Source organism: Arthrobacter sp. Soil762 (assembly GCF_001428335.1).
GTDB lineage: Bacteria > Actinomycetota > Actinomycetes > Actinomycetales > Micrococcaceae > Arthrobacter.
This window is the reverse complement of sequence record NZ_LMSG01000023.1, coordinates 61755-86483: the sequence shown is the minus strand read 5'-3', so window position 1 is coordinate 86483 and position 24729 is coordinate 61755. Positions and strand designations below refer to the sequence as shown.

The following is a 24729-nucleotide window of genomic DNA, read 5'->3' as shown; positions in this document are numbered from 1 at the left end:
GTTCCACGCTGGAACAGGCCTCTGGGCTTGAAAGCGGGACTACTTGGGCATCAGCACCGAGTCGATCAGGTAAACGGTGGCGTTCTTGGTCTGGACGCCGCCGCAGATCACGCTGGCGCCATCAACCATCAGGGCATCCTTGCTGCCGGTCACGGTGACTGATCCGCCCTGGACCGTGGCGTGTGTGCCGGCGATCTTGTCCGGGGTGATCTGGCCGGGGACCACGTGGTAGGTCAGGATCTTGCTCAGCAGGGCGTCGTCCGTCTTGAGCGTTTCGATGGTGGCGGCATCGATCTTGGCGAAGGCGTCATCCACCGGAGCGAAGACCGTGAACTCGCCGCCGTTAAGGGTGTCAACCAGGTCAACCTTCGGGTTGAGCTTGCCGGAGACAGATGCCGTGAGGGTGGTCAGGATGGGGTTGTTGGATGCCGCGACGGCTACCGGGTCAAGGGCCATCCCGGCAACGGAGCCTGCCCCGGTGGGGACCTTCTCTGCGTAGCCGGCGCAGCCTGCGCCCACGAGGTTTGCGGCCGGATCCATGGCGGCAGCGCTGGCGGACGGTGACGGAGCCATCTTCGTTGCTGACGGTGTGGCGGCCGGAGCGGAGGAGCTCGGGGTTGTGGTTGCGGTTCCACCGCAGGCGGTGAGGCTCAGCAGGGCTGCAGCTGCAACGCCTGCGACGGTGAAGGATGTGCGCTTGAATGACTGCATTTCGGTTCTCCTTGTTTTTTGGTTTCTGCCGATTTCTTGCCTGCTGCAGACGTTGTGCCTGCCGCGTGGCCTTTTCCGACTGTTGGGCACCTGCCTTGGCTGGTGTCTCAATGGGTATTCGGCCGGAGCGCGGAGGCGGATGGGTGGATCGCCAAGAGTTTTTGGAATTCGTGGCCAGCCCGGAGGGAAAGCCCAGGAGAACACGGTAGCTGGGGCAGTTAAATGACAGAGATCCCGGGCCAATGGGCCCGGGATCTCTGTTTCAGTGTGCGCAAGGGGGGACTTGAACCCCCACGCCCGAAGGCACAGGAACCTAAATCCTGCGTGTCTGCCAATTTCACCACTCGCGCTGGGCAGTTGCTGCCGTTGTCCTCAACCCTGGCCAGATGGCTTGGGAAAACGTACGACGGCGGATGCCAGTTTCCATTGTAGCCTCGGGCCGGCAGGGTTCCGGTCAGCCGGTTCCTTGTCGCCCGCACCGGCGCCTCTTCACGCGTAGGGCGTTACGCGTCCAGCTGGAGGTCGCGCCGCAGTTTCGCCACGTGGCCGGTGGCCCGCACGTTGTACTGGGCCAGCGCCACCTTGCCGTCGGGATCGATCACCACGGTGCTGCGAATCAGTCCTTCATAGGTCCGTCCGTAGTTCTTCTTTTCGCCCCAGGCGCCATAGGCATCGGCCACGGCATGGTCCTCGTCCGAAAGCAACGGAAAGCCAAGGTCCTCATTGGAGGCAAAGGCAGCAAGCTTGTCCACCGAATCGGGGGAGACGCCGAGGACCCGGTAGCCCGCCGACGTGAAGGACGTCAGGCTGTCGCGGAAATCGCATGCCTGCTTGGTGCAGCCGGGGGTGGCGGCGGCCGGGTAGAAATAGACGATGGTGCTGCCGCCGTGACGGGAAGCCAGGCTGACGTCCTTACCCGACGAATCCTTCAGGGTGAAGCCGGGCGCCACGTCACCGGTCAAGAGTCTGTCAGCCACTGTTAATCTCCTTGTTGCAGGCGGAACACACCAGTTTAGTAAGCATCCAGGGCCGGTGCTAACCAGCCTTAGCTATACTTGCTGGTATGCCTGACATGGATCGCTGGCCCACTGGGCGCCTATTGTCCACTGCGGCACGCCTCGTTGAACATTCCTGGAACGAAAAGCTAAGCGCGATCGGACTGACGCACGCCGGCGTGATCGCTATCGAAGTCCTCTCAGCGCAGGGGCCGATGACACAGGCCCAACTCGCCCAATATGTGCGCGTTCAGGCCCAGACCATGGGTAAAACCCTGAGCCGGTTGGAGTCTCACGGCCACATTGCCCGCGTCCGCAGCACGTCGGACCGCCGCAGCCAGGTGGTGTCCCTCACGGACAGCGGACGGGAAGCCGCAGCCGCAGCCGTTGAGATGGAACGCGCGGTGCTTGCCGCGGCAACCATTGACCCTGACGCCCTGCGGCAGGAGCTCCAGGCTGTGGTCAGGGAGCTGGCCAGCCAGTTCGCCTCGCCGTCAACCCGCGCCCTGGTGGACGGTGCCCCGCTCAGCTAGCGATCCCGGGAATCCGGTAAATTTGACTGGCACCATTACTGCAAAATTCCGCGGTGGTGGTGCCTTTTTGGTTTATACCCTGAAACGTCCAGAAGTGGCGTCTTTGCCGCGTGATTTTGCAGCGGTTCAGGGCGCACTTTCAGGAGGTGCATTGATGGTCGCTTTATAAAGTGAACTCTTCAACATCACCAGCGGCATCTGGCCATTGGTCCCGCCGCGCGATGCCCTTATCATCTGACGTATGCGGAAACACTTGGTCGTGCTTGGGGTGGCGGCAATCTTCCTGGCTGGCTGCTCGGCCCCTTCAGCTCAACCGGCAGTAACGACGGCGGCGCCGGCCGCCACATCAGCATCAGCCACGCCGACGCCTACTATGCCACCGACAGGCTCGGCTGCGACAGATCTGAACTGGGGCACGCCCACGGCTGGCGACGAGTTCAACTATACGGGCGCACCGGACGCCGCGAAGTGGTCCGTGTACAACAGTGCCGGGCACGCGGGGAATGGCATTCGGAGTCCCCAGCAGGTCACGGTAGACGGTTCTAAAATGGTTATGACTGGAACACCGGACGGCACGACTGCTGGAATGAGCGCGAAGTTTGGACGCCAGAAGTACGGCCGGTGGGAGGTCCGCGCGGCGGGTTCGGGTGACAATGAGTACCGCATGGTGTCGCTCCTGTGGCCAGATAGTGGGAAGTGGCCGTGTGACGGCGAAGTTAACTACGCGGAGACGATGGGTGACTGGAACGTCATCAAGTTCTTCTACCACTATGGATGTTCGAACTCGCAGACGTCGGCAGCCAAGGCTCTGGACATTTCACAGTTCCACAACTACGCGGTTGACTGGTCTCCGAATGGGATCGTCGGCTACGTCGATGGGGTGAAGTGGTTTGAGGACAACGACCCGACGCACCAGCCTCCCGGTTCGATGCACCAGACGCTACAGCTGGACTGGGAGCCAGACAGCACTGTTAACGGCGCCGGCGAGATGCGAGTGGATTGGGTTCGCGTCTATGCGGCTGGCGATAGTACTCCCCCTCCGGCGCCGCCGGCATCCGATGAGTCGTTTGAGTTCGCCGCCACCGGGGATATAAACCCTGCGGGTAACACGTCGGCCACGTCGCACAGTGGTAAGAACGCGGCTAGTATCATCGCCGGTCTCAACGACGGTTCGCTGGACAACTTCCTTGCGCTGGGCGATTTCCAGTATGACAATGGCACCTGTACCGCGCTCGAGGCTTACAACCAGTTATGGGGTCCGGCTAAGGCCAAGACGTACTGGACCGCTGGCCCGAATCATGATGTTGAACCCGGCGAGAATGACGACGTTGACCGGTACATGGATGGGCAGTGCGTTTCCACGGTGAAGAGCGCGACTAGCTCCGATGCTGTACGGTTCCAAGACGCTCTTGATTGGTATTCGTTCGACAAGGGCAACTGGCATATTCTTGTAGCGCCTACGGCCACATGGCGTTATAACGCTACGCGGGCGCAAGCGATGACCTCGGAGATGGATGCCGACCTGAAAGCGGCGAAGGCCGCTGGAAAGCATCTGGCGGTTATTTACCATGATCCGTATTTCACCAGCAACACGTCGAGCCATGGCCGCTTTTCCAAGGCGAAGCCATGGATTGACATGTTCTGGGCGAACCGCGTTCGTGTGTTGCTGTCCGGCTCACAGCACAATTATGAGCGGACCTGCCCGATAAACAATGAGGACCAGTGCGTTGCGGACGGGATGCAACAATTTCAGGTGTCCACGGGTGGAATCGGCCTCCGGGCGTTCACCAGCAGCCCCTCTTATGTGCAGCGGAAGTTTAGCGACACATGGGGCCACCTGCGGATGAGCCTCAAGGCTGACGGCTCTTATTCGTGGGAATTCCGTCCCGTTTCTGGCCGAATGCAGACTGACAGCGGGTCTCGAAGCCCTGGCTGATTCCCCGGTTCCGGTCACCGCCCGTCACGGAGCTGAAAGGTGGTTGGATTCGGAGTGCCGCGGCAGTCGGCTGTGATGACGGCGTGTCCCCGCGCTTTCCCCGGAGAAGCCGGGAATAAATCAGCCCGTAAATGCCCCACAGCGATCGAGGGGCAAAACGAAACCCCGCCTTCACAGCTTGTGGCCAGTGAAGACGGGGTTTCTTTGGTGCACCCCCCGGGACTTGAACCCGGAACCCATTGATTAAGAGTCAATTGCTCTGCCAATTGAGCTAGAGGTGCATCTCTTATGTGGTGACCTTCCGGGCTTTTTCTTTCCCGGTTGATCTCCGCAACGACATGAAACTCTACACGAACTTCCGACCCATGTGAAATCGAGGCCCCGCTGCTCCCCAGGTTCAGCCGGGAGGGGCCAGAACGAGCACAAAATCAGGGTTTTTGTTGTTGGTGAGCAGCCAGAAGCCGCCGTCGGGAGTCCGGATGACGTCCCGGATCCTGCCGTATTCGCGTGTGAAATAGGCCACAGAAGCGCTTGCCTCCTCGCCGGACAGGGACACCGTCCAGAGGCGCTGGCCGCGCAGGCCGCCGAGGTAGGCGGTCGACCCGGCAATTTCCAGGCCGCTGGGTGAGGAGTCCGCCGTCGAAGGCCACACCACCTTCGCGTCGCGGTACTCCTCCCGGTGCGGTGCGCCGGTTACTGCGGGCCAGCCGTAGTTGGCTCCCGGCTCGATGAGATTGAGCTCGTCGTTGACGTCCGGGCCGAACTCGCTGGACCAGAGCCGGCCGGCGCTGTCCCACGCCAGTCCTTGGACGTTTCGGTGCCCCAAGCTGTAAACGGCATTGCCGAAAGGGTTGCCAGGTGCGGGGTCACCCTCCGGAGTCAGCCGCAGGATCTTCCCGCCCAGAGCGTTGCGGTCCTGTGGCTGTTCGCGGCGCTGGGAGTCGCCTGTGCCCACGTACAGGAACCCGTCCGGGCCGAAGCGGATCCGGCCGCCATTGTGGGTTGATGCCTTCGGGATTCCGGAAAAGACCACCTCGGGGTCGCCAAGGTCCAGGGATCCGTCAGGCTGTTCCGTCAGCTGCAGCCGGGCGATGCGGTTGTCCTGTGCCGACGTGAAGTACAGGTAAAGGTAGTTGTCGGACGGAAAGCCGGGGGAGAGGGCGAGGCCCAGCAAGCCTCCCTCACCGCCAGGAGCAACGCCGGGGACCTGGCCGATGGTGGTCGCCCTGCCATCACGGACAGCTTTCAGCAGAGCAGAGTCACGCTCGGAGACGACGGCGGTTCCGTTCGGCAGGAATACCGCGGCCCAGGGAATGTCGAGCTGGAGATCGAGCCGTGCCACAACCTCCGGTGGCGTCGCGTTACCCGGGCGGCCGGTCCCGATCCCGTTTCCTGTGCTGGTCCCGGTTCCTGTGATACTGCCGGTGGGGACATCCTTGGCGTCCCCCGTGCAGCCCGACAGCAGCACGGCCAGGCACACGGCGAAGGCGCCCGCAGTGGGCTTGGCCGCCGCGAAGGCCCGAAAGTGCGCCTGCGTCCAGTCAGATGCGCGTCCGCCGGGGGGCGCGGAAGCCGGCAGCTTCCGCATGGGCCGCCGACTCAAACCAGACGTCGGCTTTCGTCTGCTCATAGTCCGGATGCCCCTCCTCGTAATAGACCATTGTTCCGGCGTCGGCCTTGACCTCGAAATCCGCCGGACCGCTGCCGTCCGGGCCGGGCGACGCGGAACCTGCGCCGTAGGGCTGGTCCGCGGCCAGATGCCCGGTCGGTTCCGGTGCAGCTTCGTAGTCCGTCACCGCTGCGGCTACCGCTTCAACGCCTTCCGCAGCGGCCGTTTCTGCGCCGGGCAGCGTGGGTGCCTGGGGCTCCGTGTATTCCGGGTGATGCACAAATCCGGAGCCCTGGGCCGGTGGTGCTTCGGACATTGGGGTGTCGGCAATTACGGTGGACGCTTCGCCTGCCGGCCGGTGGCTGGCGGGTTGGGCTGGTGCGATTGCCTCTGACCACTGGGTTTCCCACTCGGCTTCGTCTGCCTGCCGGCTCACACTCTCCGTGCTGCCAGGTTCCTGGGCTGCTAGCGACTCCGGGCGAGCCGGCTCCTCTTGCCCAGCCGGCTGCTCAGGTCGGCCGGGTTCCCCAGAGCCAGCCGACTCGGGGGATGACAGTTCTTCGGCGGACGGGCGTTCCGGTGCATCAGCTGCGGCGGTTTCTGCGGGACCAGTAGTGTCTGTGGCGCCAGCGGTATCTGCGGCACCAGCAGTAACAGCGGAACCGCCAGCGTCGGGTTCAGCGACGACGTTCTGTCCGGCGCTGGTGTCTTTTTCAACGCTGGCTTCGTCACCGCTGGCCTTGTGCCCACTGCCGGCTTCTTGGGATTCTGCCGTGCTGGACCGCTCGGGCGCCTCGTCCGCCGTCGTCGGTGGTGTCGGCTCAGAAGCGCCGAAGCCCGCAGCGCTGGGGATGCCCGCCGTGCCCGCAGCTTCCGCCGAGGCGGCTGCGCTTCCGCCGGCGAGGCCGCCGTCCGTCCGGATCGGCGTGGAGTCGCCGGTGCTCGAGGAGCTGCTGCGGTTCAGCAGCCACCACACAACGCCTACGATCAGCACAATGAGGATAATCCAGAAGACAAAATCCATAGCAGGGCCCTTCAGTCCGGATGGCATGGTTGCCGTTCCCTGACGGTACGTCGGTGCGAACGGGACTGTCTAGGTTCCGGCGGACCGGCAAGGGCCCGTCTCAGAATTTGAGACGAGAGTCCACCATTTGATCGAAATATTCCTGAAAATGGGCTAATCGGGCTGTTCGGGTCGTTGGCGTCCCGATCGGAGTCATAGACTTTGACCCATGAGTGAGGACACCCAAACAGCAACCGAGAACAAGATCGACATCAAACCCCGCAGCCGGGTCGTCACCGACGGGATCCATGCCGCCCCGGCGCGCGGTATGTTCCGCGCCGTCGGCATGGGCGATGACGACTTCGCGAAGCCCCAGATCGGCGTTGCGAGTTCCTGGAATGAAATCACTCCCTGCAACCTCTCCCTGAACCGGCTGGCCCAGGGCGCCAAGGAAGGTGTCCACGCAGGCGGCGGTTTCCCCATGCAGTTCGGCACCATCTCAGTCTCCGACGGCATCTCCATGGGCCACGAAGGCATGCACTTCTCCCTCGTTTCCCGTGAGGTCATCGCCGACTCCGTCGAAACCGTCATGCAGGCCGAGCGCATCGACGGCTCGGTCCTCCTGGCCGGCTGCGACAAGTCCCTCCCCGGCATGCTGATGGCTGCCGCCCGCCTGGACCTGGCCAGTGTGTTCCTGTACGCCGGCTCCATCATGCCGGGCTGGGTCAAGCTTGAGGACGGCTCCGAAAAGGAAGTCACCCTCATTGACGCCTTCGAAGCCGTCGGTGCATGCGCCGCGGGCAAGATGAGCCTCGAAGACCTGACCCGTATTGAAAAGGCCATCTGCCCCGGCGAAGGCGCCTGCGGTGGGATGTACACCGCCAACACCATGGCCTGCATCGGCGAAGCCCTGGGCATGTCCCTCCCTGGCTCCGCCGCACCGCCCTCGGCAGACCGCCGTCGTGATGAATTTGCGCGCAAGTCCGGCGAGGCAGTGGTCAACCTGCTCCGCCTTGGGATCACCGCCCGGGACATCATGACCAAGAAGGCGTTCGAAAACGCCATCGCCGTCACCATGGCCTTCGGTGGCTCCACCAACGCCGTCCTGCACCTCCTGGCCATTGCCCGCGAAGCTGAAGTCGAGCTGAACCTGGAGGACTTCAACCGCATCGGCGACAAGATCCCGCACCTGGGTGACCTCAAGCCGTTCGGCCGCTACGTCATGACGGACGTTGACAAGATCGGCGGCGTGCCGGTCATCATGCGCGCACTGCTCGACGCCGGCCTGCTGCACGGCGACTGCCTCACCGTCACAGGCAAGACCGTGGCCGAGAACCTCGCCGCGATCAACCCGCCGGACCTGGACGGCAAGATCCTCCGCGCCATGGACAACCCGATCCACAAGACCGGCGGCATCACCATCCTGCACGGCACCATGGCGCCCGAGGGTGCTGTGGTGAAGAGTGCAGGCTTCGACGCCGACGTCTTCGAGGGCACCGCCCGCGTCTTCGAGCGCGAGCAGGGTGCCCTGGCCGCCCTGGATGAGGGCCTGATCAAGGCCGGCGACGTTGTAGTCATCCGCTACGAAGGCCCCAAGGGCGGCCCCGGCATGCGCGAGATGCTCGCCATCACGGGCGCCATCAAGGGCGCCGGGCTGGGCAAGGACGTCCTGCTCCTCACCGATGGCCGCTTCTCCGGCGGAACCACCGGCCTCTGCATCGGCCACGTGGCGCCGGAAGCTGTCGACGGCGGCCCCATCGCCTTCGTCAAGGATGGGGACCGGATCCGCGTGGACATCGCGGCCCGCAGCTTCGACCTGCTGGTTGATGGGGCCGAGCTCGAATCCCGCAAGATTGGCTGGGAGCCCCTCCCGGCCAAGTTCACCAAGGGTGTGCTCGCCAAGTACGCCAAGCTGGTCCACAGCGCCTCCACGGGCGCATACTGCGGGTAGCACGGTTTCGTTCCTCAACCTCCGGCCGCTGGTTGAGCCCAAGTAGGTCGCAGTAACTGTCGTTATGAGCGGTCATAACGACAGTTACTGCGACCCAGTTGGGGAACGTGGCCAACCAGTGGACAATGGTGTCCACACTGTGAGATGCGCACAGTCCTCGTTGACATGTATCTCACACAGAGGGAAAACTGAACGCATGATCGCATTCGTTACCAGCTGCGCCGCTGCAGATGCAGCCGTCGTCCTTACCAAGCGCGTGGCTCACTAGCCCGACTGGTAACGAACCGTCACGCGCAACCCCTCGAAAAGCCGCCAGGCTGAGGGGTTTTTTTATTTCCGCATTTCCGAGTACACAGATGATCCACAAGGAAGAGTCCGATGAGCAAAGGATCGCCGATCAGCCCCTCGCTGATGGCTACTAAGTCCGCTGGAGCCCCCAAGGCTCCGGAACGCGCCGACCGCACGGCCGATCAGGCCGCCGTCGTCGCTGATCTTGCCGCTGTCTCTCCTGTCCTTGGGCCGAACAACGTTGTACCCCCAACGGTGATGACCGGCTCACAAGCTATTGTCCGATCGCTCGAAGAACTCGGCGTCGATGATATTTTTGGTTTGCCTGGTGGCGCTATCCTGCCTACCTATGACCCCTTGATGGCCTCCCGCATGAATCACGTCCTGGTCCGTCACGAACAGGGAGCCGGCCACGCCGCGCAAGGCTATGCCATGGTTACCGGCCGGGTGGGCGTCTGTATCGCCACCTCCGGACCCGGTGCCACCAACCTCGTTACCCCCATCATGGACGCCCACATGGATTCCGTGCCGCTGGTGGCCATTACCGGCCAGGTATCCAGCGGTGTGATCGGCACCGATGCGTTCCAGGAAGCCGACATTGTTGGCATCACCATGCCGATCACCAAGCATTCGTTCCTGGTGACTGACCCCAACGACATTCCGCACGTTATGGCGGAGGCCTTCCACCTGGCCTCGTCCGGACGTCCCGGCCCGGTCCTCGTGGATGTCGCAAAGGACGCCCAGCAGGGTCAGATGACCTTCTCCTGGCCGCCGAAGATCGACCTCCCCGGCTACCGCCCGGTGACGCGCGGCCACAACAAGCAGGTCCGCGAAGCAGCCAAGCTGATCGCTGCGGCCACCAAGCCGGTACTGTACGTGGGCGGCGGCGTGGTCAAAGCACACGCCTCCAAGGAACTCCGCGAACTGGCGGAACTGACCGGCGCCCCCGTTGTCACCACCCTGATGGCACGCGGCGTGTTCCCCGATTCCCACCCGCAGCACGTGGGCATGCCGGGTATGCACGGCACCGTTTCCGCCGTGACGGCGCTGCAGCAGTCCGACCTTCTCATCACGCTCGGCGCCCGCTTCGATGACCGGGTGACGGGCATCCTGAAGTCCTTCGCCCCGAACGCCAAGGTGATCCACGCGGATATTGATCCCGCCGAAATCTCCAAGAACCGTACCGCTGACGTGCCGATCGTGGGATCCGTCAAGGAAATCATCCCCGAGCTCACCGAGGCTGTGCGCTCACAGTTCGAATCCGCCGGCACGCCGGACCTCACCACCTGGTGGGCGTTCCTTAACAACCTTAAGGAAACCTATCCGCTGGGCTGGACCGAGCCGGAGGACGGGCTGAGTGCCCCGCAGCGCGTCATCGAACGCATCGGCGCGCTGACCGGCCCCGAGGGCATCTACGTTGCCGGGGTTGGCCAGCACCAGATGTGGGCGGCGCAGTTCATCAAATACGAGCGCCCGCACGCCTGGCTGAACTCAGGCGGCGCCGGCACCATGGGCTATGCCGTACCGGCTGCCATGGGCGCCAAGGTAGGGGAGCCGGACCGCGTGGTCTGGGCGATCGACGGCGACGGCTGCTTCCAGATGACTAACCAGGAACTGGCCACCTGCGCCATCAACAAGATCCCCATCAAGGTTGCCATCATCAACAACTCCTCGCTTGGCATGGTCCGCCAGTGGCAGACCCTCTTCTACGAGGGCCGCTACTCCAACACGGACCTCAACACCGGCCACGAGACCGTCCGCATCCCGGACTTCGTCAAGCTTGGGGAGGCCTACGGCTGTGCCTCCTTCCGCTGCGAGCGGGACGAGGATATTGATGCCACCATCCAGAAGGCCCTCGAAATCAATGACCGCCCCGTGGTCATCGACTTCGTGGTGAGCCCCGACTCCATGGTGTGGCCGATGGTGCCCGCCGGCGTGAGCAACGACCAGATCCAGGTTGCCCGCAACATGACCCCGGAATGGGAAGAGGAGGACTGAACATGACCCGCCACACATTGTCCGTTCTGGTTGAAGACAAGCCCGGTGTACTGACCCGTGTCGCGAGCCTGTTCGCCCGACGCGCCTTTAACATCAACTCCCTGGCCGTGGGCCCGACGGAAGTTCCGGGCATGTCCCGGATGACCGTCGTCGTCGACGCCGACGGTGACCTGATTGAACAGGTCACCAAGCAGCTCAATAAGCTGGTCAACGTGATCAAGATTGTTGAGCTCACCTCCGAATCTTCCGTGCAGCGAGACCACATCCTGGTCAAGGTACGTGCGGATGCCGCGACTCGTCTGCAGGTGACCCAGGCTGCAGACCTGTTCCGTGCTTCAGTGGTTGACGTCTCCACAGACTCCGTGGTCATTGAAGCAACAGGCCACCCCGAAAAGCTCACCGCGCTGCTCTCAGTGCTTGAGCCCTTCGGCATCCGCGAAATTGTGCAGTCCGGCACCCTGGCCGTTGGACGGGGATCCCGCTCCATGAGTGACAGGGCCTTGCGCAGCGCTTAGTTAGGGCGGGGCCACGGCCCCACCTGCGGCGCAATGCCCGTGCAGTACCGCAACACCCCAGACTAATTACCCAGTGAATCACTCAAGAGGAGTTACCCAAGTGACTGAAATGTTCTACGACGACGACGCCGACCTGTCGATCATCCAGGGTCGCAAGGTCGCCATTGTTGGCTATGGCTCCCAGGGCCACGCCCACGCGCTGAACCTGCGCGACTCCGGCGTCGAGGTTGTCATCGCCCTCAAGGAAGGCTCGAAGTCGATCGCCAAGGCCGAAGAAGCCGGCTTCAAGACCCTGACCGTTGCCGACGCCGCCGAATGGGCCGACGTCATCATGATCCTGGCGCCGGACCAGTACCAGCGCTCGATCTACAACGACTCCATCAAGGACAAGCTCACCCCGGGCAAGGCCCTGGCCTTCGCCCACGGCTTCAACATCCGCTTCGGCTACATCGAGGCGCCGGAGGGCGTTGACGTCATCCTGATCGCCCCGAAGGCTCCGGGACACACCGTGCGCCGCGAATTCGAAGCCGGCCGAGGCATCCCGGACATCATCGCCGTGGAGCAGGACGCCACCGGCGCAGCCTGGGACCTGGCCAAGTCCTACGCCAAGGCCATCGGCGGCACCCGCGCCGGCGTCATCAAGACCACCTTCACCGAGGAGACCGAAACCGACCTCTTCGGCGAGCAGTCCGTCCTCTGCGGCGGCGTGTCCCAGCTGGTCCAGTACGGCTTCGAAACCCTGACCGAAGCCGGCTACCAGCCGCAGATCGCCTACTTCGAGGTTCTTCACGAGCTCAAGCTCATCGTTGACCTCATGTGGGAAGGCGGCATCGCCAAGCAGCGCTGGAGCGTTTCCGACACCGCAGAGTACGGCGACTACGTCTCCGGCCCGCGCGTCATCACCCCCGAGGTGAAGGAAAACATGCAGGCTGTCCTCGCCGACATCCAAAGCGGCGCGTTTGCCAAGCGCTTCATCGACGACCAGGACAACGGCGGCGCAGAGTTCAAGGCCCTGCGTGCCAAGGCTGAGCAGCACCCGATCGAGGCCGTTGGCCGCGAGCTGCGCTCCCTCTTCGCCTGGCAGCAGACGGACGTGGACTACGTAGAGGGCTCCGCAGCCCGCTAAGTCTGCTGTGCCTGTGCCCCTCGGGGTGCCATCGGGAGGCCGGGTTCACTTAACAATGTGAGCCCGGCCTTTCCGTCCGCCTAGACTTGTTCCATCCCAAGGACTGCAACGCAGAGGATCACTCGTGTCAAAACCCGTAGTACTGCTCGCCGAAGAACTTTCGCCCGCCACCATCGAGGCCCTCGGCCCGGACTTCGAGATCCGCCAGACAGACGGATCCGACCGGTCCCAGCTGCTCGCCGCCATCGCGGACGTGGACGCCATCCTGGTCCGCTCCGCCACCCACCTGGACGCCGAAGCCATTGCCGCCGCGAAGAACCTCAAGGTCATCGCCCGCGCCGGCGTTGGCCTGGACAACGTTGACATTAAAGCCGCCACACAGGCCGGCGTGATGGTGGTCAACGCCCCGACGTCGAACATCATTTCGGCAGCGGAACTGACGGTGGGCCACATCCTGAGCCTCGCACGCCACATCCCGCAGGCCAGCTCCGCGCTGAAAAACGGTGAATGGAAGCGCTCCAAGTACACCGGCATCGAACTATTCGAGAAGAAGATCGGCATCATCGGCCTGGGCCGCATCGGCGCCCTCGTTGCTGCCCGCCTCCAGGGCTTCGACACCGAAATCCTCGCCTACGATCCGTACATCACCTCGGCCCGCGCCGCGCAGCTCGGCGTCAAGCTCGTCACCCTCGATGAACTTCTGAGCCAGTCGGACTTCGTTACGATCCACATGCCCAAGACGCCGGAAACCGTCGGCATGCTCGGCGCTGACGCGTTCACCAAGATGAAGTCCACCGCCTACGTGGTCAACGTGGCCCGTGGTGGCCTCGTGGACGAAGAGGCACTCTACGCAGCCCTGCAGGACCGCCAGATCGCCGGCGCAGCCGTGGACGTCTTCGTCAAGGAACCCAGCACGGACCTGCCGTTCTTCGCACTGGACAACGTGGTGGTCACGCCGCACCTGGGTGCATCCACCGATGAAGCCCAGGAGAAAGCAGGCGTCTCGGTTGCCAAGTCCGTGCGTTTGGCGCTGGCCGGCGAACTCGTACCGGATGCCGTGAACGTGGCCGGCGGCGTGATCGCCTCCGATGTCCGTCCGGGCATCCCGCTGATCGAAAAGCTGGGCCGGATCTTCACCGCACTGACCCACGCCTCCCTGACCCAGATTGACGTCGAGGTTGCGGGCGAGATCGCGGCGCTGGACGTCAAGGTCCTGGAACTGGCCGCGCTCAAGGGCATCTTTGCCGATGTGGTGACCGAGCAGGTTTCCTACGTCAACGCCCCGGTCATCGCCGAACAGCGCGGCATCAACGTCCGCCTCATCACGACGGCGGAAGCGGAGGACTACCGCAACGTCCTCACCATCCGGGGTGCTTTGAGCGACGGCAGCCAGATCTCCGTGGCAGGTACGCTCACGGGTCCGAAGCAGATCCAGAAGCTCGTAGGCGTCAACGGCTACGACGTTGAGATCCCCATCAGCGAGCACCTCGTGGTGGTGGCCTACGCCGACCGGCCTGGTGTGATCGGAACCATTGGACACATCCTGGGCATGAACAACATCAACATTGCCGGCATGCAGGTGGCGCGGCAGGCGGAAGGCGGCCAGGTTCTGGCACTGCTGACCATCGACAGTTCCGTTCCGCAGCAGGTGCTTGACGCCATCAAGGCAGGCATCGGCGCCGAAATGGTCCGCGAAGTGGACCTCGAGGACTAAGAACCGCACCGCCATCAACTACGCGTGACCGAACCTTAACGTCGGCCACGTATGATTGGCCGGTCTGCTTACAATGGCTAGGTCCTGTTTCAGGACCACGCCGGCAGACCGGCCAATAATTTTTGCACACCAGGCAGGAAATCCTATATATCCGCCGCCTGCGGATCCCGGTGTGCGCACGCAATCCAGGTTTCAGGGAGCCCAATGAACGCCGTCCAGAGGTTCATCAGAAGCAAAGTGCTGCTGCTGACCGCGGCCATCTTGATCGCAGCCATGTGCTTGTCGGTCCTCGTCCAAGGCCAGTCGCAGGCCGCACTCAACCGAACGGTGGATGAGAACTCGCGGGGTCTCTACGACGTCCTGGTCCAGGCCAAGGCAGGCTCCGGGGCGCTGATGCAGCCGGAGATCGCCAACGGTGGCGGCGGCATCAGTTTTGACCAGCTCGAGAAGCTCCGGAAGCTTTCCGGAACGTCCGTGGCGGCCCCCATCAGCCTGGTTTCCCGCGTGACGCAGAACTTGGAAGCGCCACGGCTCGACGCCATGGACTACCTTGGCTACAACTCCGGGCTGGCAGGCACAGCGACCACGGACCAGGCCGCCGGCGCCACAGATCCCAGCAAATGGCCTGCTGCCGAGTCCGTCCTGGGCGACACCGCCAAGAAGTACCGCCTGACCGCCAGCGCCGTCAGCTCCGACGGCGTCTCCGAGCAGACCCTGTTCAAGTCCACCGCGGAGGGCAGCCTGGGCAAGGCCCGCCTGATCGAAGAGCAGACGGCCGGGGGCCCCAGCATCCGGATCGCACCACCCGCAGGCGAGACGGGCATCAAGTTCCCCGCTCCCGCGGGCGGCTCCGAACACAACCTGTTTAACCTTTCGGTGTCCCTGCCGCTGTCTCCCGAAGTGACCGAGTCCGTGGTCGCCGTCGACCCCGTCTCCGAGCGCGCGCTGCTTGGCACGGCCGGCGACTTCCTGGCTCCGCTGGAGAAGGCTCCGCCCGCTGACGCGCGGAACGCCGGAGCGATCGGCCGGCACTTCGAAAGCCTCTTCACCAACGGCATCAGCCAGGAAGAGCTCAAGGAAGGCCCTGACTTCCTCGGCGTCAAACTCAAATACTGGGCACCGCTGATGACGCAGTACCAGCAGGCGAAGCGCAGCGGACAGCTGACCGCGGACTCGCAGGCCATTCCCCTGGTTGTCCGTTCCGGCACGTCCCTGGACCTTAAGTACAACGTGAAGATCGAGGAGATCGACGCCGCGGGCAAGGTTGTCAAGGACGTCGGCACCGCCACGCGTTCCCTCGGCAAGGACTACCTGCCGTTTGTGTCCAAGGACCCGTTCGCTCTGTCCTGGCCCGGCTCCACCGACCACTCCGGTCTCCTCGGCAGCGCCGGCAACTTCAACCAGGGCCTCTACACCCCGGCTACGTGGAGCACCGACTTCGCTGCCGCTCCGAAGTACACGGACGGCGACACCGCGGCCAATGGTGCGGTCCAGAAGACCGCCGTTCCGAGCGACTGGGTCACCGTAAACCGCCTGCCGGAGAAGGGTGCCAACGGCGCCCCGGTGGACCAGACCCAGCGTGAGCCCGTGGATGAACGTTCCTACCGGGAAGACCTGGCAACAGGGGAAAAGCTCGCGGCTCCGCTGGCCATGGTCTATGGGACCTTCGATCCCGCGGCTGTCGAGAAGGCCGCCGGCGACGTCAACCGCCTTCCGCTGGGTGGCTACGACCCCACTCCGCTTACCCTCACCAAGGACGCCGAAGGCAAGACGGTCACCGGTACCGAACTCAAGCCTTCACTCAGTGCCACCGGACTGGCGAGCCAGTCGGCCGGTGCCATCACCGACTTCTACGGCCTGGCCGCAGCACGCGGCTACAAGGACAACGCCGCCGTGATCGATGCCGTACGTGTCCGGGCCAAGGCCCCCGGAAGCTGGAAGGAAGCCCAGCCCGACGTCGAAAAGCTCGCCAGCGAGATCCGCGAAATGGGTCTTGAGGCTACTGTTGTGGCCGGTTCCGCCCGTGAGGACGCCAGCATTTTTGTCCCCGGATACTCCAAGGACGACGCCGGCAAGGAGTCAGCGCTGGGCACTGTCCAGCAGTCCTGGGTCCGGCAGAATGCAGCGGACGCAGTCTCCGGCTCCCTCACCGGGACCAACGTGACACTGCTCTTCCTGACGCTGTGCGGAGCCGCGCTGTTGACCGGCGCCTCCACCGTCAGCTACATCCGCAAACGCAAACGTGAAGCCGGGACCCTCCGCGCCATGGGCTGGACCCAGGTGCGCATCAGGAACTGGGTGCTTGAGGAATTCGGTGTCGGCGCTGCGCTGCTCGCGGTAGCCGGGATCATCCTGAGCCTGGTGAGCTGGAGCCTGACCACAGCCATCGTCTCAGCTTCCGTCCTGGTCCTGTATGCGGCAGCGGCCTTCTTCGCCGCCCAACAGCTGCGCCACCGTGATGAGGTGGACCAGGAACCGCAGCACGACGAGCGGCTGATCCCGGTGGACTCCCCGCTGACGTTTGCCAACCGGCAGCTCAGCACGAACAAGTTCAACACCCTGTCCCTGGCCGTCGCAGTCGGCGTCTTCGGAGCCGCGGTGGGCGGGCTGGTTGCCTTGCTCATCGACATCCCCCGTGCTGCCGGAGCGAGCGCCCTCAGCGGCCTGGCCGCGGCAAGCGTGGCGATGCCCAGTATGCTCCTGGCACTCGCCGGCGTCGCCGTGGGGCTGGTCCTGACACTGGTCACCGGCCGGTTTGAGCTGAACGCCAAACGCCAGTACCTGGGCATCCTTGAGGCCATGGGCTGGAACCCGGACATGCTCCGCCAGGTCCGTCTTTTCGAAAACGCGCTGGTGGGCACGGTGGCCCTGCCGCTGGGCGTCCTGGGCGCGCTGGGCATCGGGCTCCTCCTTGCCCCATATGCCGCGCTATGGGCCGGCGTCGCCGGCCTCGTGGCTGTACTTTGCTGGATTCCGATTGCAACGAAAGTGGTCCAATGACAAACGAGACGAACGTTTACCGGAGCCGGAGGTCCGGCTCGGCTGAGTCGCCCCTGCAGACCCGTGCCAACACCATCGTCAAGGCCGCGGACCACGGGACCCCGCTGGAACTGAGCGACATCACCATCCGCTATGGCGGCGGTAAAAGCGGTGCCGAAGCCGTCAGTGTTGTGGAGAACTTCGACCTCACGCTGCACGCCGGCGAGATGCACTGCGTGGCCGGCCGAAGCGGATCCGGCAAGACCAGCATCCTGACAGTGGGGGCGGGACTGACCCTGCCGACGTCGGGCCGTGTCTTCTGGGAAGGGGATTCCCTCGAAAGCATGGGCGATGACGAAATCGCCGACCGCCGTCGGGCCCTGATCGGTTACGTTGACCAGGGCGGCGCCCTGATCGACGGCATGAGCGCCCTCGAGAACGTCCTCCTGCCGGCCGTGCCCGACGGCGAGGTGGACCAGCGCCGCGACATGGCCAAGGACCTCCTGGACCTGGTGGGCCTGGGCCGCCGGATGCGGCACCGTCCGGCCCAGCTGTCCGGTGGTGAACGCCAGCGTGTGGCGATCGCCCGCGCCCTGATCCTGGGTACGCGCGTCCTGGTGGTTGATGAGCCCACGGCCAGCCTGGACAGGGCCTCCGCCAACCGCATCATCAGCATCCTCAAGGACACCACCTCGGACGGCATCGCAGTACTGGTCGCTTCACACGACCACGAACTGGTCCGCCTGAGCGATACGCTGACTGAACTGATCTAGCCCCGCCCCTTCGCACCAAAGGTAACGTCCGCACGTGAGCGCAACAGCCAAAACCCCGTTCTACATCACCACGGCTATCACCTACCCGAACGGTGTTCCGCACATCGGGCATGCCTACGAGTACATCGCCACCGACGCCATGGCGCGCTTCAAGCGGCTTGACGGCTTTGACGTGATGTTCCTGACGGGCACGGATGAGCACGGCATGAAGATTGCGCAGGCGGCCGAGAAGGAAGGCGTCACGCCCAAGGAGCTGGTGGACCGCAACGCGGAAGTCTACAAGTCTGCCCACGCCGCGCTGGGGATTACCTACGACCGTTTCATCCGGACCACGGACGCTGACCACTACGCCGCGTCGCAGGCCATCTGGAAGAAGATGGAAGCCAACGGCGATATCTACCTGTCCAAGTACGAGGGCTGGTACTCCGTCCGGGACGAGGCCTTCTACGTGGAGGACGACACCCTGGTCAAAGACGACGGCGTGCGGTACTCCAAGGAGACGGACACCGAGGTGACGTGGACCGCTGAGGAGAGCTACTTCTTCCGGCTGTCCTCCTACCAGGACCGCCTGCTGGCGCTGTACGAGGCCCAGCCGGAGTTCGGGGCACCGCAGTCCCGCTTCAACGAGGTCATCAGCTTCGTCAAGCGCGGCCTCGAAGACCTGTCGATCAGCCGCACCACGTTCGACTGGGGTGTCCCCGTCCCCGGCAACGACAAGCATGTGATGTACGTCTGGGTGGACGCGCTCACCAACTACCTGACCGGCGTCGGCTACCCGGACGTCGATTCGGAATCCTTCAAGAAGTTCTGGCCCGCCGATGTGCATGTGATCGGCAAGGACATCTCACGGTTCCACGCCATCTACTGGCCGGCGTTCCTGATGAGTGCCGGCCTTGAGTTGCCCAAGCGCGTCATGATCCACGGCTTCCTGCACAACAACGGTGTGAAGATGTCCAAGTCGCTCGGCAACGTGGTGGCACCGGCAGACTTCGTGGCGCAGTACGGGCTGGACCAGGTACGGTTCTTCTTCCTCCGAGAGGTCCCGTTTGGCGCCGACGGCAGCTACAACCATGAGGCCATCGTGGGCCGCATGAACTCGGACCTGGCCAACAACTTCGGCAACCTGGCGCAGCGTTCGCTGTCCATGGTGGCCAAGAACTGCGAGGGCAGGGTCCCGGTTCCGGGTGCCTTCACGGCTGAAGACACCGCGATCCTGGCACAGGCCAACGGGCTCCTGGAGACTGCCCGGGCTGCCTTCGAAAAGCAGGAATTCAGCCGCGCACTCGAGGCCATCTGGGGCGTCCTGGGGGACACCAACGCCTACTTTGCCGAGCAGGCTCCCTGGGTACTGCGGAAGACCGACGTCGAACGCATGAACACCGTGCTGTACGTGACGCTGGAAGTGCTGCGCATCGTGGCCATTCTGGCCCAGCCAGTGATGCCCACCGCCACGGCCGCGCTGTTGGACACCTTGGGACAGCCCGACGGCCGATCCCGCCAGTTCTCCGCGCTCACCACAGCCATTGTCGCCGGAACTCCGCTGCCGGCTCCGGCGCCCGTCTTCCCCAAGTATGAGGAACCGGCCGAAGCCTAGGTATGTCCCTGCTGGCTACTTGCTGGTACGCGGACTGAGTACGGTTCCGGGGCCGGTCAGTAGGGCCCACCTTGTAAGGCGGGTACTGAGTACTGGAGACATCATGGTGCCCGTCTGTCTAGCCTTATCTGGTTAGCAAACTGATGATTCGCATCTGGGAGAACCGTCGCCCCCGATGCTGTCCGTTTGCCTTTAGCCCTCCGTGTCGGGGTTGGCGCCGTTCTTCCACCTGTCTGATCAGTTTGGACCAGACAATGGATGGAGACGGAAATGAAACGGATCCTTGCCGCTTTTGGTGTCGCGGGTCTTGCGCTATTGGGTGCCACTGCGCCGGCCACCGCGACGCCTTCTGAGGACGAGAAAAAGATCACCATTTGCCACGCCACCGGCTCGGAAAGCAATCCCTACAGGCCGGTGACCATCAGCCTCAACGCGCTCAGCGCCCACGTGGGCCACCAGCACGATGAGGACATCATTCCGGCCAACGACGGGAAAGTCCTACCCGGTGGCCAGAACCTTGACAAGGCCAGCATCTGGAATGCAGCCTGCGCCGCACCAGGCGAGGGTAACGGCAATGGTAACGGCAACGGCGATCACAAGATCAGCATCTGCCACGCCACCGGCTCGGACACGAACCCTTACAAGCCGATTACGATCGCCCTGCAGGGGCTCAACGGCCACGCCAATGCCAACCACCAGCACACTGAAGACATCATCCCGCCGAACAACGGCAAGGTGCTGCCTGCAGGCCAGAACTGGACGGCTCAGGGGCAAGCAACTTACTACAACAACTGCATTCCCACGACCGTGCCGCCAGTAGTGCCGCCTGTTGTTCCTCCGGTGGTCCCGCCTGCTGTTACTCCGGTGACGCCGGGCGAAACTCCCAGAGGTGCTGTTGTGGGTGCGCCGGCGGGTCAAGGTGCCGTAGCCGCCAACAACCCTGGCTTCAATGTCCAGACTGCAGTGGCAGGTTCGACTGACGTTTCCATCGCCCCCTGGGCCGCTGGCATCGTTGTGATGATGCTCGCTGCAGCGGGAGTGGCTGCCCGCAGGACCCTGGCAGCCAGCGGTACCGTATCCCGGCCCCGGGAGGAGTGACGCCGGCTACTGGCGCCCGCAGGGGCACTGTTTGAATCACCGGCAGGCGCCGTGGCCGCAAGGGCACGGCGCCTGCCGGCAAACCAGGCAAATCCGACTCACAAGCGGGGTAACCATGGACAGCGATCGAAGGCTCTTCACCACCAAAAGCATTGTCTTTGTGGTGCTGTGCGGCGTGCTGGCCTATCTGGCGTTCGCATTTCTGCCATTCCTGGCCGGGCCGGGACCGACCATGACCGGGGTTGCTGTGCAGCCGACCACCCAGGCCCCAGCACCGTCCACCCCCACAGCCTCCACGGACACCGGCGCTCCGGTCCCGGCGGGTCCGGCAGCGTCGCCGCCGCAGCGGCTGGTGTACCCGGCCGCAGACATTGATGTGGTGGTCCATCCGCTCGAGCCCACCGGCGAGGACCAGGCCACCCAGACCATCGTGCCGCCCCCCACCATGGACGGCTACTGGCTGTCGCCTTACGGCGCCCCCGGCGCGGGCTCGGTCAACACCACGTATATCGCCGGGCACAGCTGGACGGACCGGGATGCGCCGTTCAACCGGCTGAGTACCAAGGCGGCGGCAGGTGACAGGCTGACCGTGGCCACGGCCACGGGCGAAGTGGCCTACCTGGTGGACTCGGTGACGACCTACGTCAAGTCCGGCCTTAAAGACAGCCCCATCTGGCAGGTGGCACCCAACAGGCTGGTCCTGATTTCCTGCTATACAGGTGATGCTTGGGGCACCAACGTGGTGGTGGTGGCCTCACCGGAGGACCCAACCCTTAGTCTCAGCAAATGAGACAGATTGTCCGGCATGCGGATCATCTTAATATTCTTGGAGCATGAGCGCATCCACGATCAATCTCGCTGTCATTCCCGGTGACGGCATTGGCCCGGAGGTCATTGCCGAGGCACTGAAAGTCCTCGAAAAGGCTGTCGCCGCTGAAGGCGTTGTCCTCGAGCAGACCCACTACCAGCTCGGTGCCGAGCACTGGCTGGCCACCGGCGAGACCCTTCCGGATGAGGTCCTCGCCGACCTGCGTACACGGGACGCGATCCTCTTCGGTGCTGTCGGTGCCGCCCCCGGCGACACCCGGATTCCGTCCGGCATCATTGAGCGGGAGATGCTGCTCAAGCTCCGCTTCAGCCTGGACCACTACGTCAACCTGCGGCCGTCGCGGTTGTACGGAACAGTCGGGAGCCCGCTGGCCAATCCCGGCACCATCGATTTTATCGTCGTCCGTGAGGGAACCGAGGGTCCATATGTGGGCAACGGCGGCTCGCTTCGCACCGGCACACCCCACGAGGTGGCCACCGAGGTCTCACTGAACACGGCGTATGGCGTGGAGCGCGTTGTCCGCGATGCCTTCCGCCGCGCCAGCGCCCGGGAACGCAAGCATGTGACCCTGGTGCACAAGCACAACGTCCTGGTCTACGCCGGCCACCTGTGGAAGCGCACCGTCGAGGCGGTGGCCCAGGAATTCCCCGAGGTCACCCACGATTACCTGCACGTTGATGCGGCCACCATCTTTATGGTCACCGACCCCTCACGGTTCGATGTCATTGTCACTGATAACCTCTTCGGCGACATCCTCACTGACCTCGCTGCAGCCATCACCGGCGGCATCGGGCTGGCGGCGTCGGGCAACATCAACATGGACCGCACCGCCCCCTCCATGTTTGAACCGGTCCACGGTTCGGCCCCGGACATCGCCGGACAGCAGAAGGCAGATCCCACCGCGGCCATCCTGTCGGCGGTGCTCCTGCTGGACCACCTCGGCTACACCGCCGCGGCCCGCAGGATCGAAGCTGCGGTGATCGCCGACGTCGAAACCCGCGACGGCGGCGCCCGCAGTACCAGCGCCGTCGGGGACGCCATCGCCGCAGCGCTCTAGGCCCTGCTCTTGAGACTCGGTTAAGCGGCGTAAGCTAGTTTCGAATCACCAAATGCTGCCCTGCGGTTCAGTGCTGAACCACATTCAGAAGGCAGCCGATCGTGGAGGAACCATGACTCAGACCGCCCATGGCGTCGAATTTAACCAGCAGCTCTCGGCAACCCCGAAGTCAGCTGAAGAGCGTGCAGCCATCCTGGCGAACCCGGGATTTGGCAACTACTTCACCGACCACACCGCCGTCGTCGACTACAGCGTCGACGAGCAAGGTGAGGGTGGCTGGCACAACGCGCGCGTTGAGGCCTACGGACCCATCTCCCTGGACCCGTCTGCCGCGGTGCTGCACTACGGCCAGGAGATCTTCGAAGGCCTCAAGGCATACCGCCACGCTGACGGCTCAATCTGGACGTTCCGTCCGGAGGCGAATGCGGCCCGCCTGAACAAGTCGGCACGACGTCTTGCGCTTCCGGAACTGCCCCAGGAGTACTTCCTGGGCGCCATCCGGGAACTGGTGCAGGCGGACAAGGAATGGGTTCCCGCCGGTGACGGCGAGGCCCTGTACCTGCGCCCGTTCATGATCGCCACCGAGGCGTTCCTGGGTGTCCGGGCAGCGCGGGAAGTGTCCTTCCGGGTCATCGCATCGCCCGCCGGCAACTACTTCGGCGGCGAACTCAAGCCCGTGTCCATCTGGATCTCGCGGGAGTATGCCCGCGCCGGACGCGGTGGCACAGGCGACGCCAAATGCGGGGGCAACTACGCAGCCTCCCTCATCGCCCAGCAGGAGGCTGAGGCCAACGGCTGCAAGCAGGTCCTCTTCCTGGACCAGTTCAACGACAACGCCGTCGAAGAGCTCGGCGGCATGAACGTGTTCTTTGTGATGAAGGACGGATCTCTCGTGACTCCTGCACTCACCGGAACCATCCTGGAAGGAATCACCAGGATGTCCGTTATCCAGGTTGCCAAGGACATGGGCCGCGAGGTCGCCGAACGCAAGATCACCCTGGATGAATGGCGCGACGGCGTGGCCTCCGGTGAGATCGCCGAGGTCTTCGCATGCGGCACCGCAGCGGTGATCACCCCGATCGGTGTCCTGAAAGACACCACCGAATTCATCGGCTCCGAGGACGCGAAGGCGGGGGAGACCACCATGGCCATCCGCGAACAGCTCCTGGGCATCCAGACCGGAACCGTGCCGGATACCCACGGCTGGCTGACGCGTCTGGCCTAAGCACGGCCTAGGCAGGCAACGCACATAGGAAATAACGACGGCGGCTGGCCGGCACTGTGGGAAGTTCAACACAGTGCCGGGCAACCGCCGTCGTCCGTTAACTCGGTTTTCCGTTTGTAGGGAGCCCCGGCCTCAGCGGCGGGCGGCCTTCCGGGCAGCGTTCTTCAGGGCCTTGCGCGAGACCGGCTTCAGGGCCTTGCGTGCCGCTTCGTCGGCCAGGGCACGGTTGCGGTGGGCATCGATGATGTCGTTCCAGAGTGCGGTGGCGAAGGCACCGCCGTCCTGGGCGTAAACGTCATAGGGATAGTCAGCAAAGATGGTCTGTTTGGTGCCTCCGGTGGGCAGGTCCTTCCCCGTTGCCTCGGCGACGGCGTCGGCAATAGCCCAGGTCCGCGTCAGGTGGTGCGTGAGATTGTCCTGGACAAAAACGTTCGCGTCGCCGGAGGCAGCAGCGCGCTCCAGGAGTAGGGCCAGATCTTCAGCCAGGAACGTGGCCGCCCATTCGTCGACGTCTTCGATATGTGACCGGAAATCCTCGGCGACACCGTCCACCGCCTCGCGCCAGTCGTTGGTCTCACGGAACTTCTGCCACGTGGGAAACCAGACGATGGCCCCGGTCGCGTGGTTGTGGATGTGCTGTAGGCCGCTGTTCTTCTCCGTCAGTGCATGGTCGTGTCCCGCGGCGTCGGCGCCGGACAACAGTTCGGACAATGAGATGGTGGGTGAAGTGCTCATGGTGGCGCCTGGCTGCTCTCTCTGGGCGGTGGGTTCACCAGCCATAACCCGCCCCGGGGG

20 protein-coding genes and 2 tRNA genes are annotated in these 24729 nt (G+C 64.0%); 15 read left to right on the top strand and 7 right to left on the bottom strand.

Going from position 1 to position 24729, the window contains the following annotated elements:
* Nucleotides 1-39: 39 nt before the first annotated feature.
* The 3 genes from ASG77_RS20175 to bcp form a co-directional block, all read right to left on the bottom strand.
* The gene (locus ASG77_RS20175; RefSeq protein ID WP_056349258.1) at nt 40-711 is read right to left on the bottom strand and encodes a fasciclin domain-containing protein; all 672 of its coding nucleotides are present in this window, start codon (nt 709-711) and stop codon (nt 40-42) included.
* Nucleotides 712-979: 268 nt separating this feature from the next.
* Nucleotides 980-1061, bottom strand: a tRNA-Leu gene (locus ASG77_RS20170).
* 153 nt (nt 1062-1214) lie between these two features.
* A complete protein-coding gene (gene bcp, locus ASG77_RS20165; protein ID WP_056349256.1) occupies nt 1215-1688 on the bottom strand; it encodes a thioredoxin-dependent thiol peroxidase in 474 nt (157 codons plus the stop codon).
* A 95-nt stretch (nt 1689-1783) separates the two neighbouring features.
* Between bcp and ASG77_RS20160 the strand changes: the two genes are divergently transcribed.
* The 3 genes from ASG77_RS20160 (at nt 1784) to ASG77_RS20155 (ending at nt 4175) form a co-directional block, all read left to right on the top strand.
* Nucleotides 1784-2239, top strand: a complete 456-nt coding sequence (locus ASG77_RS20160; RefSeq protein ID WP_056349254.1) for a MarR family winged helix-turn-helix transcriptional regulator — start codon at nt 1784-1786, stop codon at nt 2237-2239.
* A gap of 22 nt (nt 2240-2261) precedes the next feature.
* Nucleotides 2262-2408 (top strand): hypothetical protein, encoded by a 147-nt coding sequence (locus ASG77_RS22080; RefSeq protein WP_156380390.1) that lies wholly within the window; start codon nt 2262-2264, stop codon nt 2406-2408.
* Nucleotides 2409-2480: 72 nt separating this feature from the next.
* Complete coding sequence (locus tag ASG77_RS20155; RefSeq protein ID WP_056349251.1) at nt 2481-4175, top strand: family 16 glycosylhydrolase; 1695 nt, start codon at nt 2481-2483, stop codon at nt 4173-4175.
* 205 nt (nt 4176-4380) lie between these two features.
* Here the strand turns inward: ASG77_RS20155 and ASG77_RS20150 are convergent.
* From ASG77_RS20150 to ASG77_RS20140, 3 genes are all read right to left on the bottom strand, one after another.
* A tRNA-Lys gene (locus ASG77_RS20150) sits at nt 4381-4456 on the bottom strand.
* Between the two features lie 116 nt (nt 4457-4572).
* On the bottom strand, nt 4573-5763 hold the full coding sequence (locus ASG77_RS20145; protein WP_082576168.1) for a PQQ-dependent sugar dehydrogenase: 1191 nt from the start codon (nt 5761-5763) through the stop codon (nt 4573-4575).
* Complete coding sequence (locus tag ASG77_RS20140; protein ID WP_056349247.1) at nt 5717-6808, bottom strand: sunset domain-containing protein; 1092 nt, start codon at nt 6806-6808, stop codon at nt 5717-5719. Before ASG77_RS20140 ends, ASG77_RS20145 begins: the two co-directional genes overlap by 47 nt.
* A 208-nt stretch (nt 6809-7016) precedes the next feature.
* Between ASG77_RS20140 and ilvD the strand changes: the two genes are divergently transcribed.
* The 12 genes from ilvD to ASG77_RS20080 all read left to right on the top strand — a co-directional run bounded on the left by ilvD (nt 7017) and on the right by ASG77_RS20080 (nt 23934).
* Nucleotides 7017-8738: a dihydroxy-acid dehydratase gene (gene ilvD, locus ASG77_RS20135; RefSeq protein WP_056349244.1), complete on the top strand. Its 1722-nt coding sequence runs from the start codon at nt 7017-7019 to the stop codon at nt 8736-8738.
* 378 nt (nt 8739-9116) lie between these two features.
* Entirely contained in the window at nt 9117-11024 is a 1908-nt protein-coding gene (locus ASG77_RS20130) for an acetolactate synthase large subunit (protein ID WP_056349240.1), read from the top strand.
* Between the two features lie 2 nt (nt 11025-11026).
* On the top strand, nt 11027-11539 hold the full coding sequence (ilvN, locus tag ASG77_RS20125; protein WP_028271611.1) for an acetolactate synthase small subunit: 513 nt from the start codon (nt 11027-11029) through the stop codon (nt 11537-11539).
* 100 nt (nt 11540-11639) lie between these two features.
* The gene (gene ilvC / locus ASG77_RS20120) at nt 11640-12665 is read left to right on the top strand and encodes a ketol-acid reductoisomerase (protein WP_056349237.1); all 1026 of its coding nucleotides are present in this window, start codon (nt 11640-11642) and stop codon (nt 12663-12665) included.
* Between the two features lie 124 nt (nt 12666-12789).
* Nucleotides 12790-14379: a phosphoglycerate dehydrogenase gene (gene serA, locus ASG77_RS20115; protein ID WP_056349234.1), complete on the top strand. Its 1590-nt coding sequence runs from the start codon at nt 12790-12792 to the stop codon at nt 14377-14379.
* 204 nt (nt 14380-14583) lie between these two features.
* On the top strand, nt 14584-17379 hold the full coding sequence (locus tag ASG77_RS20110) for an ABC transporter permease (RefSeq protein WP_056349228.1): 2796 nt from the start codon (nt 14584-14586) through the stop codon (nt 17377-17379).
* Nucleotides 17376-18131, top strand: a complete 756-nt coding sequence (locus tag ASG77_RS20105; protein ID WP_056349225.1) for an ABC transporter ATP-binding protein — start codon at nt 17376-17378, stop codon at nt 18129-18131. Before ASG77_RS20110 ends, ASG77_RS20105 begins: the two co-directional genes overlap by 4 nt.
* A gap of 34 nt (nt 18132-18165) precedes the next feature.
* The gene (gene metG / locus ASG77_RS20100) at nt 18166-19725 is read left to right on the top strand and encodes a methionine--tRNA ligase (protein WP_056349221.1); all 1560 of its coding nucleotides are present in this window, start codon (nt 18166-18168) and stop codon (nt 19723-19725) included.
* Between the two features lie 270 nt (nt 19726-19995).
* Entirely contained in the window at nt 19996-20823 is an 828-nt protein-coding gene (locus tag ASG77_RS20095; RefSeq protein WP_056349219.1) for a hypothetical protein, read from the top strand.
* Nucleotides 20824-20938: 115 nt separating this feature from the next.
* A complete protein-coding gene (locus ASG77_RS20090) occupies nt 20939-21613 on the top strand; it encodes a class F sortase (protein ID WP_056349218.1) in 675 nt (224 codons plus the stop codon).
* Nucleotides 21614-21656: 43 nt separating this feature from the next.
* Nucleotides 21657-22709, top strand: a complete 1053-nt coding sequence (locus ASG77_RS20085) for a 3-isopropylmalate dehydrogenase (RefSeq protein ID WP_056349215.1) — start codon at nt 21657-21659, stop codon at nt 22707-22709.
* 112 nt (nt 22710-22821) lie between these two features.
* On the top strand, nt 22822-23934 hold the full coding sequence (locus ASG77_RS20080; RefSeq protein ID WP_056349212.1) for a branched-chain amino acid aminotransferase: 1113 nt from the start codon (nt 22822-22824) through the stop codon (nt 23932-23934).
* 132 nt (nt 23935-24066) lie between these two features.
* Here the strand turns inward: ASG77_RS20080 and ASG77_RS20075 are convergent, their stop codons facing one another.
* Nucleotides 24067-24669 (bottom strand): hypothetical protein, encoded by a 603-nt coding sequence (locus ASG77_RS20075; RefSeq protein WP_235564706.1) that lies wholly within the window; start codon nt 24667-24669, stop codon nt 24067-24069.
* Nucleotides 24670-24729 lie beyond the last annotated feature (60 nt).

Bases quoted from the DNA above. Each gene is read 5' to 3' on its own strand.
- ASG77_RS20175 (WP_056349258.1), bottom strand. From the start codon at position 711: ATGCAGTCATTCAAGCGCACATCCTTCACCGTCGCAGGCGTTGCAGCT.
- ASG77_RS20160 (WP_056349254.1), top strand. From the start codon at position 1,784: ATGGATCGCTGGCCCACTGGGCGCCTATTGTCCACTGCGGCACGCCTC.
- ASG77_RS20155 (WP_056349251.1), top strand. From the start codon at position 2,481: ATGCGGAAACACTTGGTCGTGCTTGGGGTGGCGGCAATCTTCCTGGCT.
- ASG77_RS20145 (WP_082576168.1), bottom strand. From the start codon at position 5,763: ATGCGGAAGCTGCCGGCTTCCGCGCCCCCCGGCGGACGCGCATCTGAC.
- ASG77_RS20140 (WP_056349247.1), bottom strand. From the start codon at position 6,808: ATGGATTTTGTCTTCTGGATTATCCTCATTGTGCTGATCGTAGGCGTT.
- ilvD (WP_056349244.1), top strand. From the start codon at position 7,017: ATGAGTGAGGACACCCAAACAGCAACCGAGAACAAGATCGACATCAAA.
- ASG77_RS20130 (WP_056349240.1), top strand. From the start codon at position 9,117: ATGAGCAAAGGATCGCCGATCAGCCCCTCGCTGATGGCTACTAAGTCC.
- ilvN (WP_028271611.1), top strand. From the start codon at position 11,027: ATGACCCGCCACACATTGTCCGTTCTGGTTGAAGACAAGCCCGGTGTA.
- ASG77_RS20110 (WP_056349228.1), top strand. From the start codon at position 14,584: ATGAACGCCGTCCAGAGGTTCATCAGAAGCAAAGTGCTGCTGCTGACC.
- ASG77_RS20105 (WP_056349225.1), top strand. From the start codon at position 17,376: ATGACAAACGAGACGAACGTTTACCGGAGCCGGAGGTCCGGCTCGGCT.
- ASG77_RS20095 (WP_056349219.1), top strand. From the start codon at position 19,996: ATGAAACGGATCCTTGCCGCTTTTGGTGTCGCGGGTCTTGCGCTATTG.
- ASG77_RS20090 (WP_056349218.1), top strand. From the start codon at position 20,939: ATGGACAGCGATCGAAGGCTCTTCACCACCAAAAGCATTGTCTTTGTG.
- ASG77_RS20085 (WP_056349215.1), top strand. From the start codon at position 21,657: ATGAGCGCATCCACGATCAATCTCGCTGTCATTCCCGGTGACGGCATT.
- ASG77_RS20080 (WP_056349212.1), top strand. From the start codon at position 22,822: ATGACTCAGACCGCCCATGGCGTCGAATTTAACCAGCAGCTCTCGGCA.
- ASG77_RS20075 (WP_235564706.1), bottom strand. From the start codon at position 24,669: ATGAGCACTTCACCCACCATCTCATTGTCCGAACTGTTGTCCGGCGCC.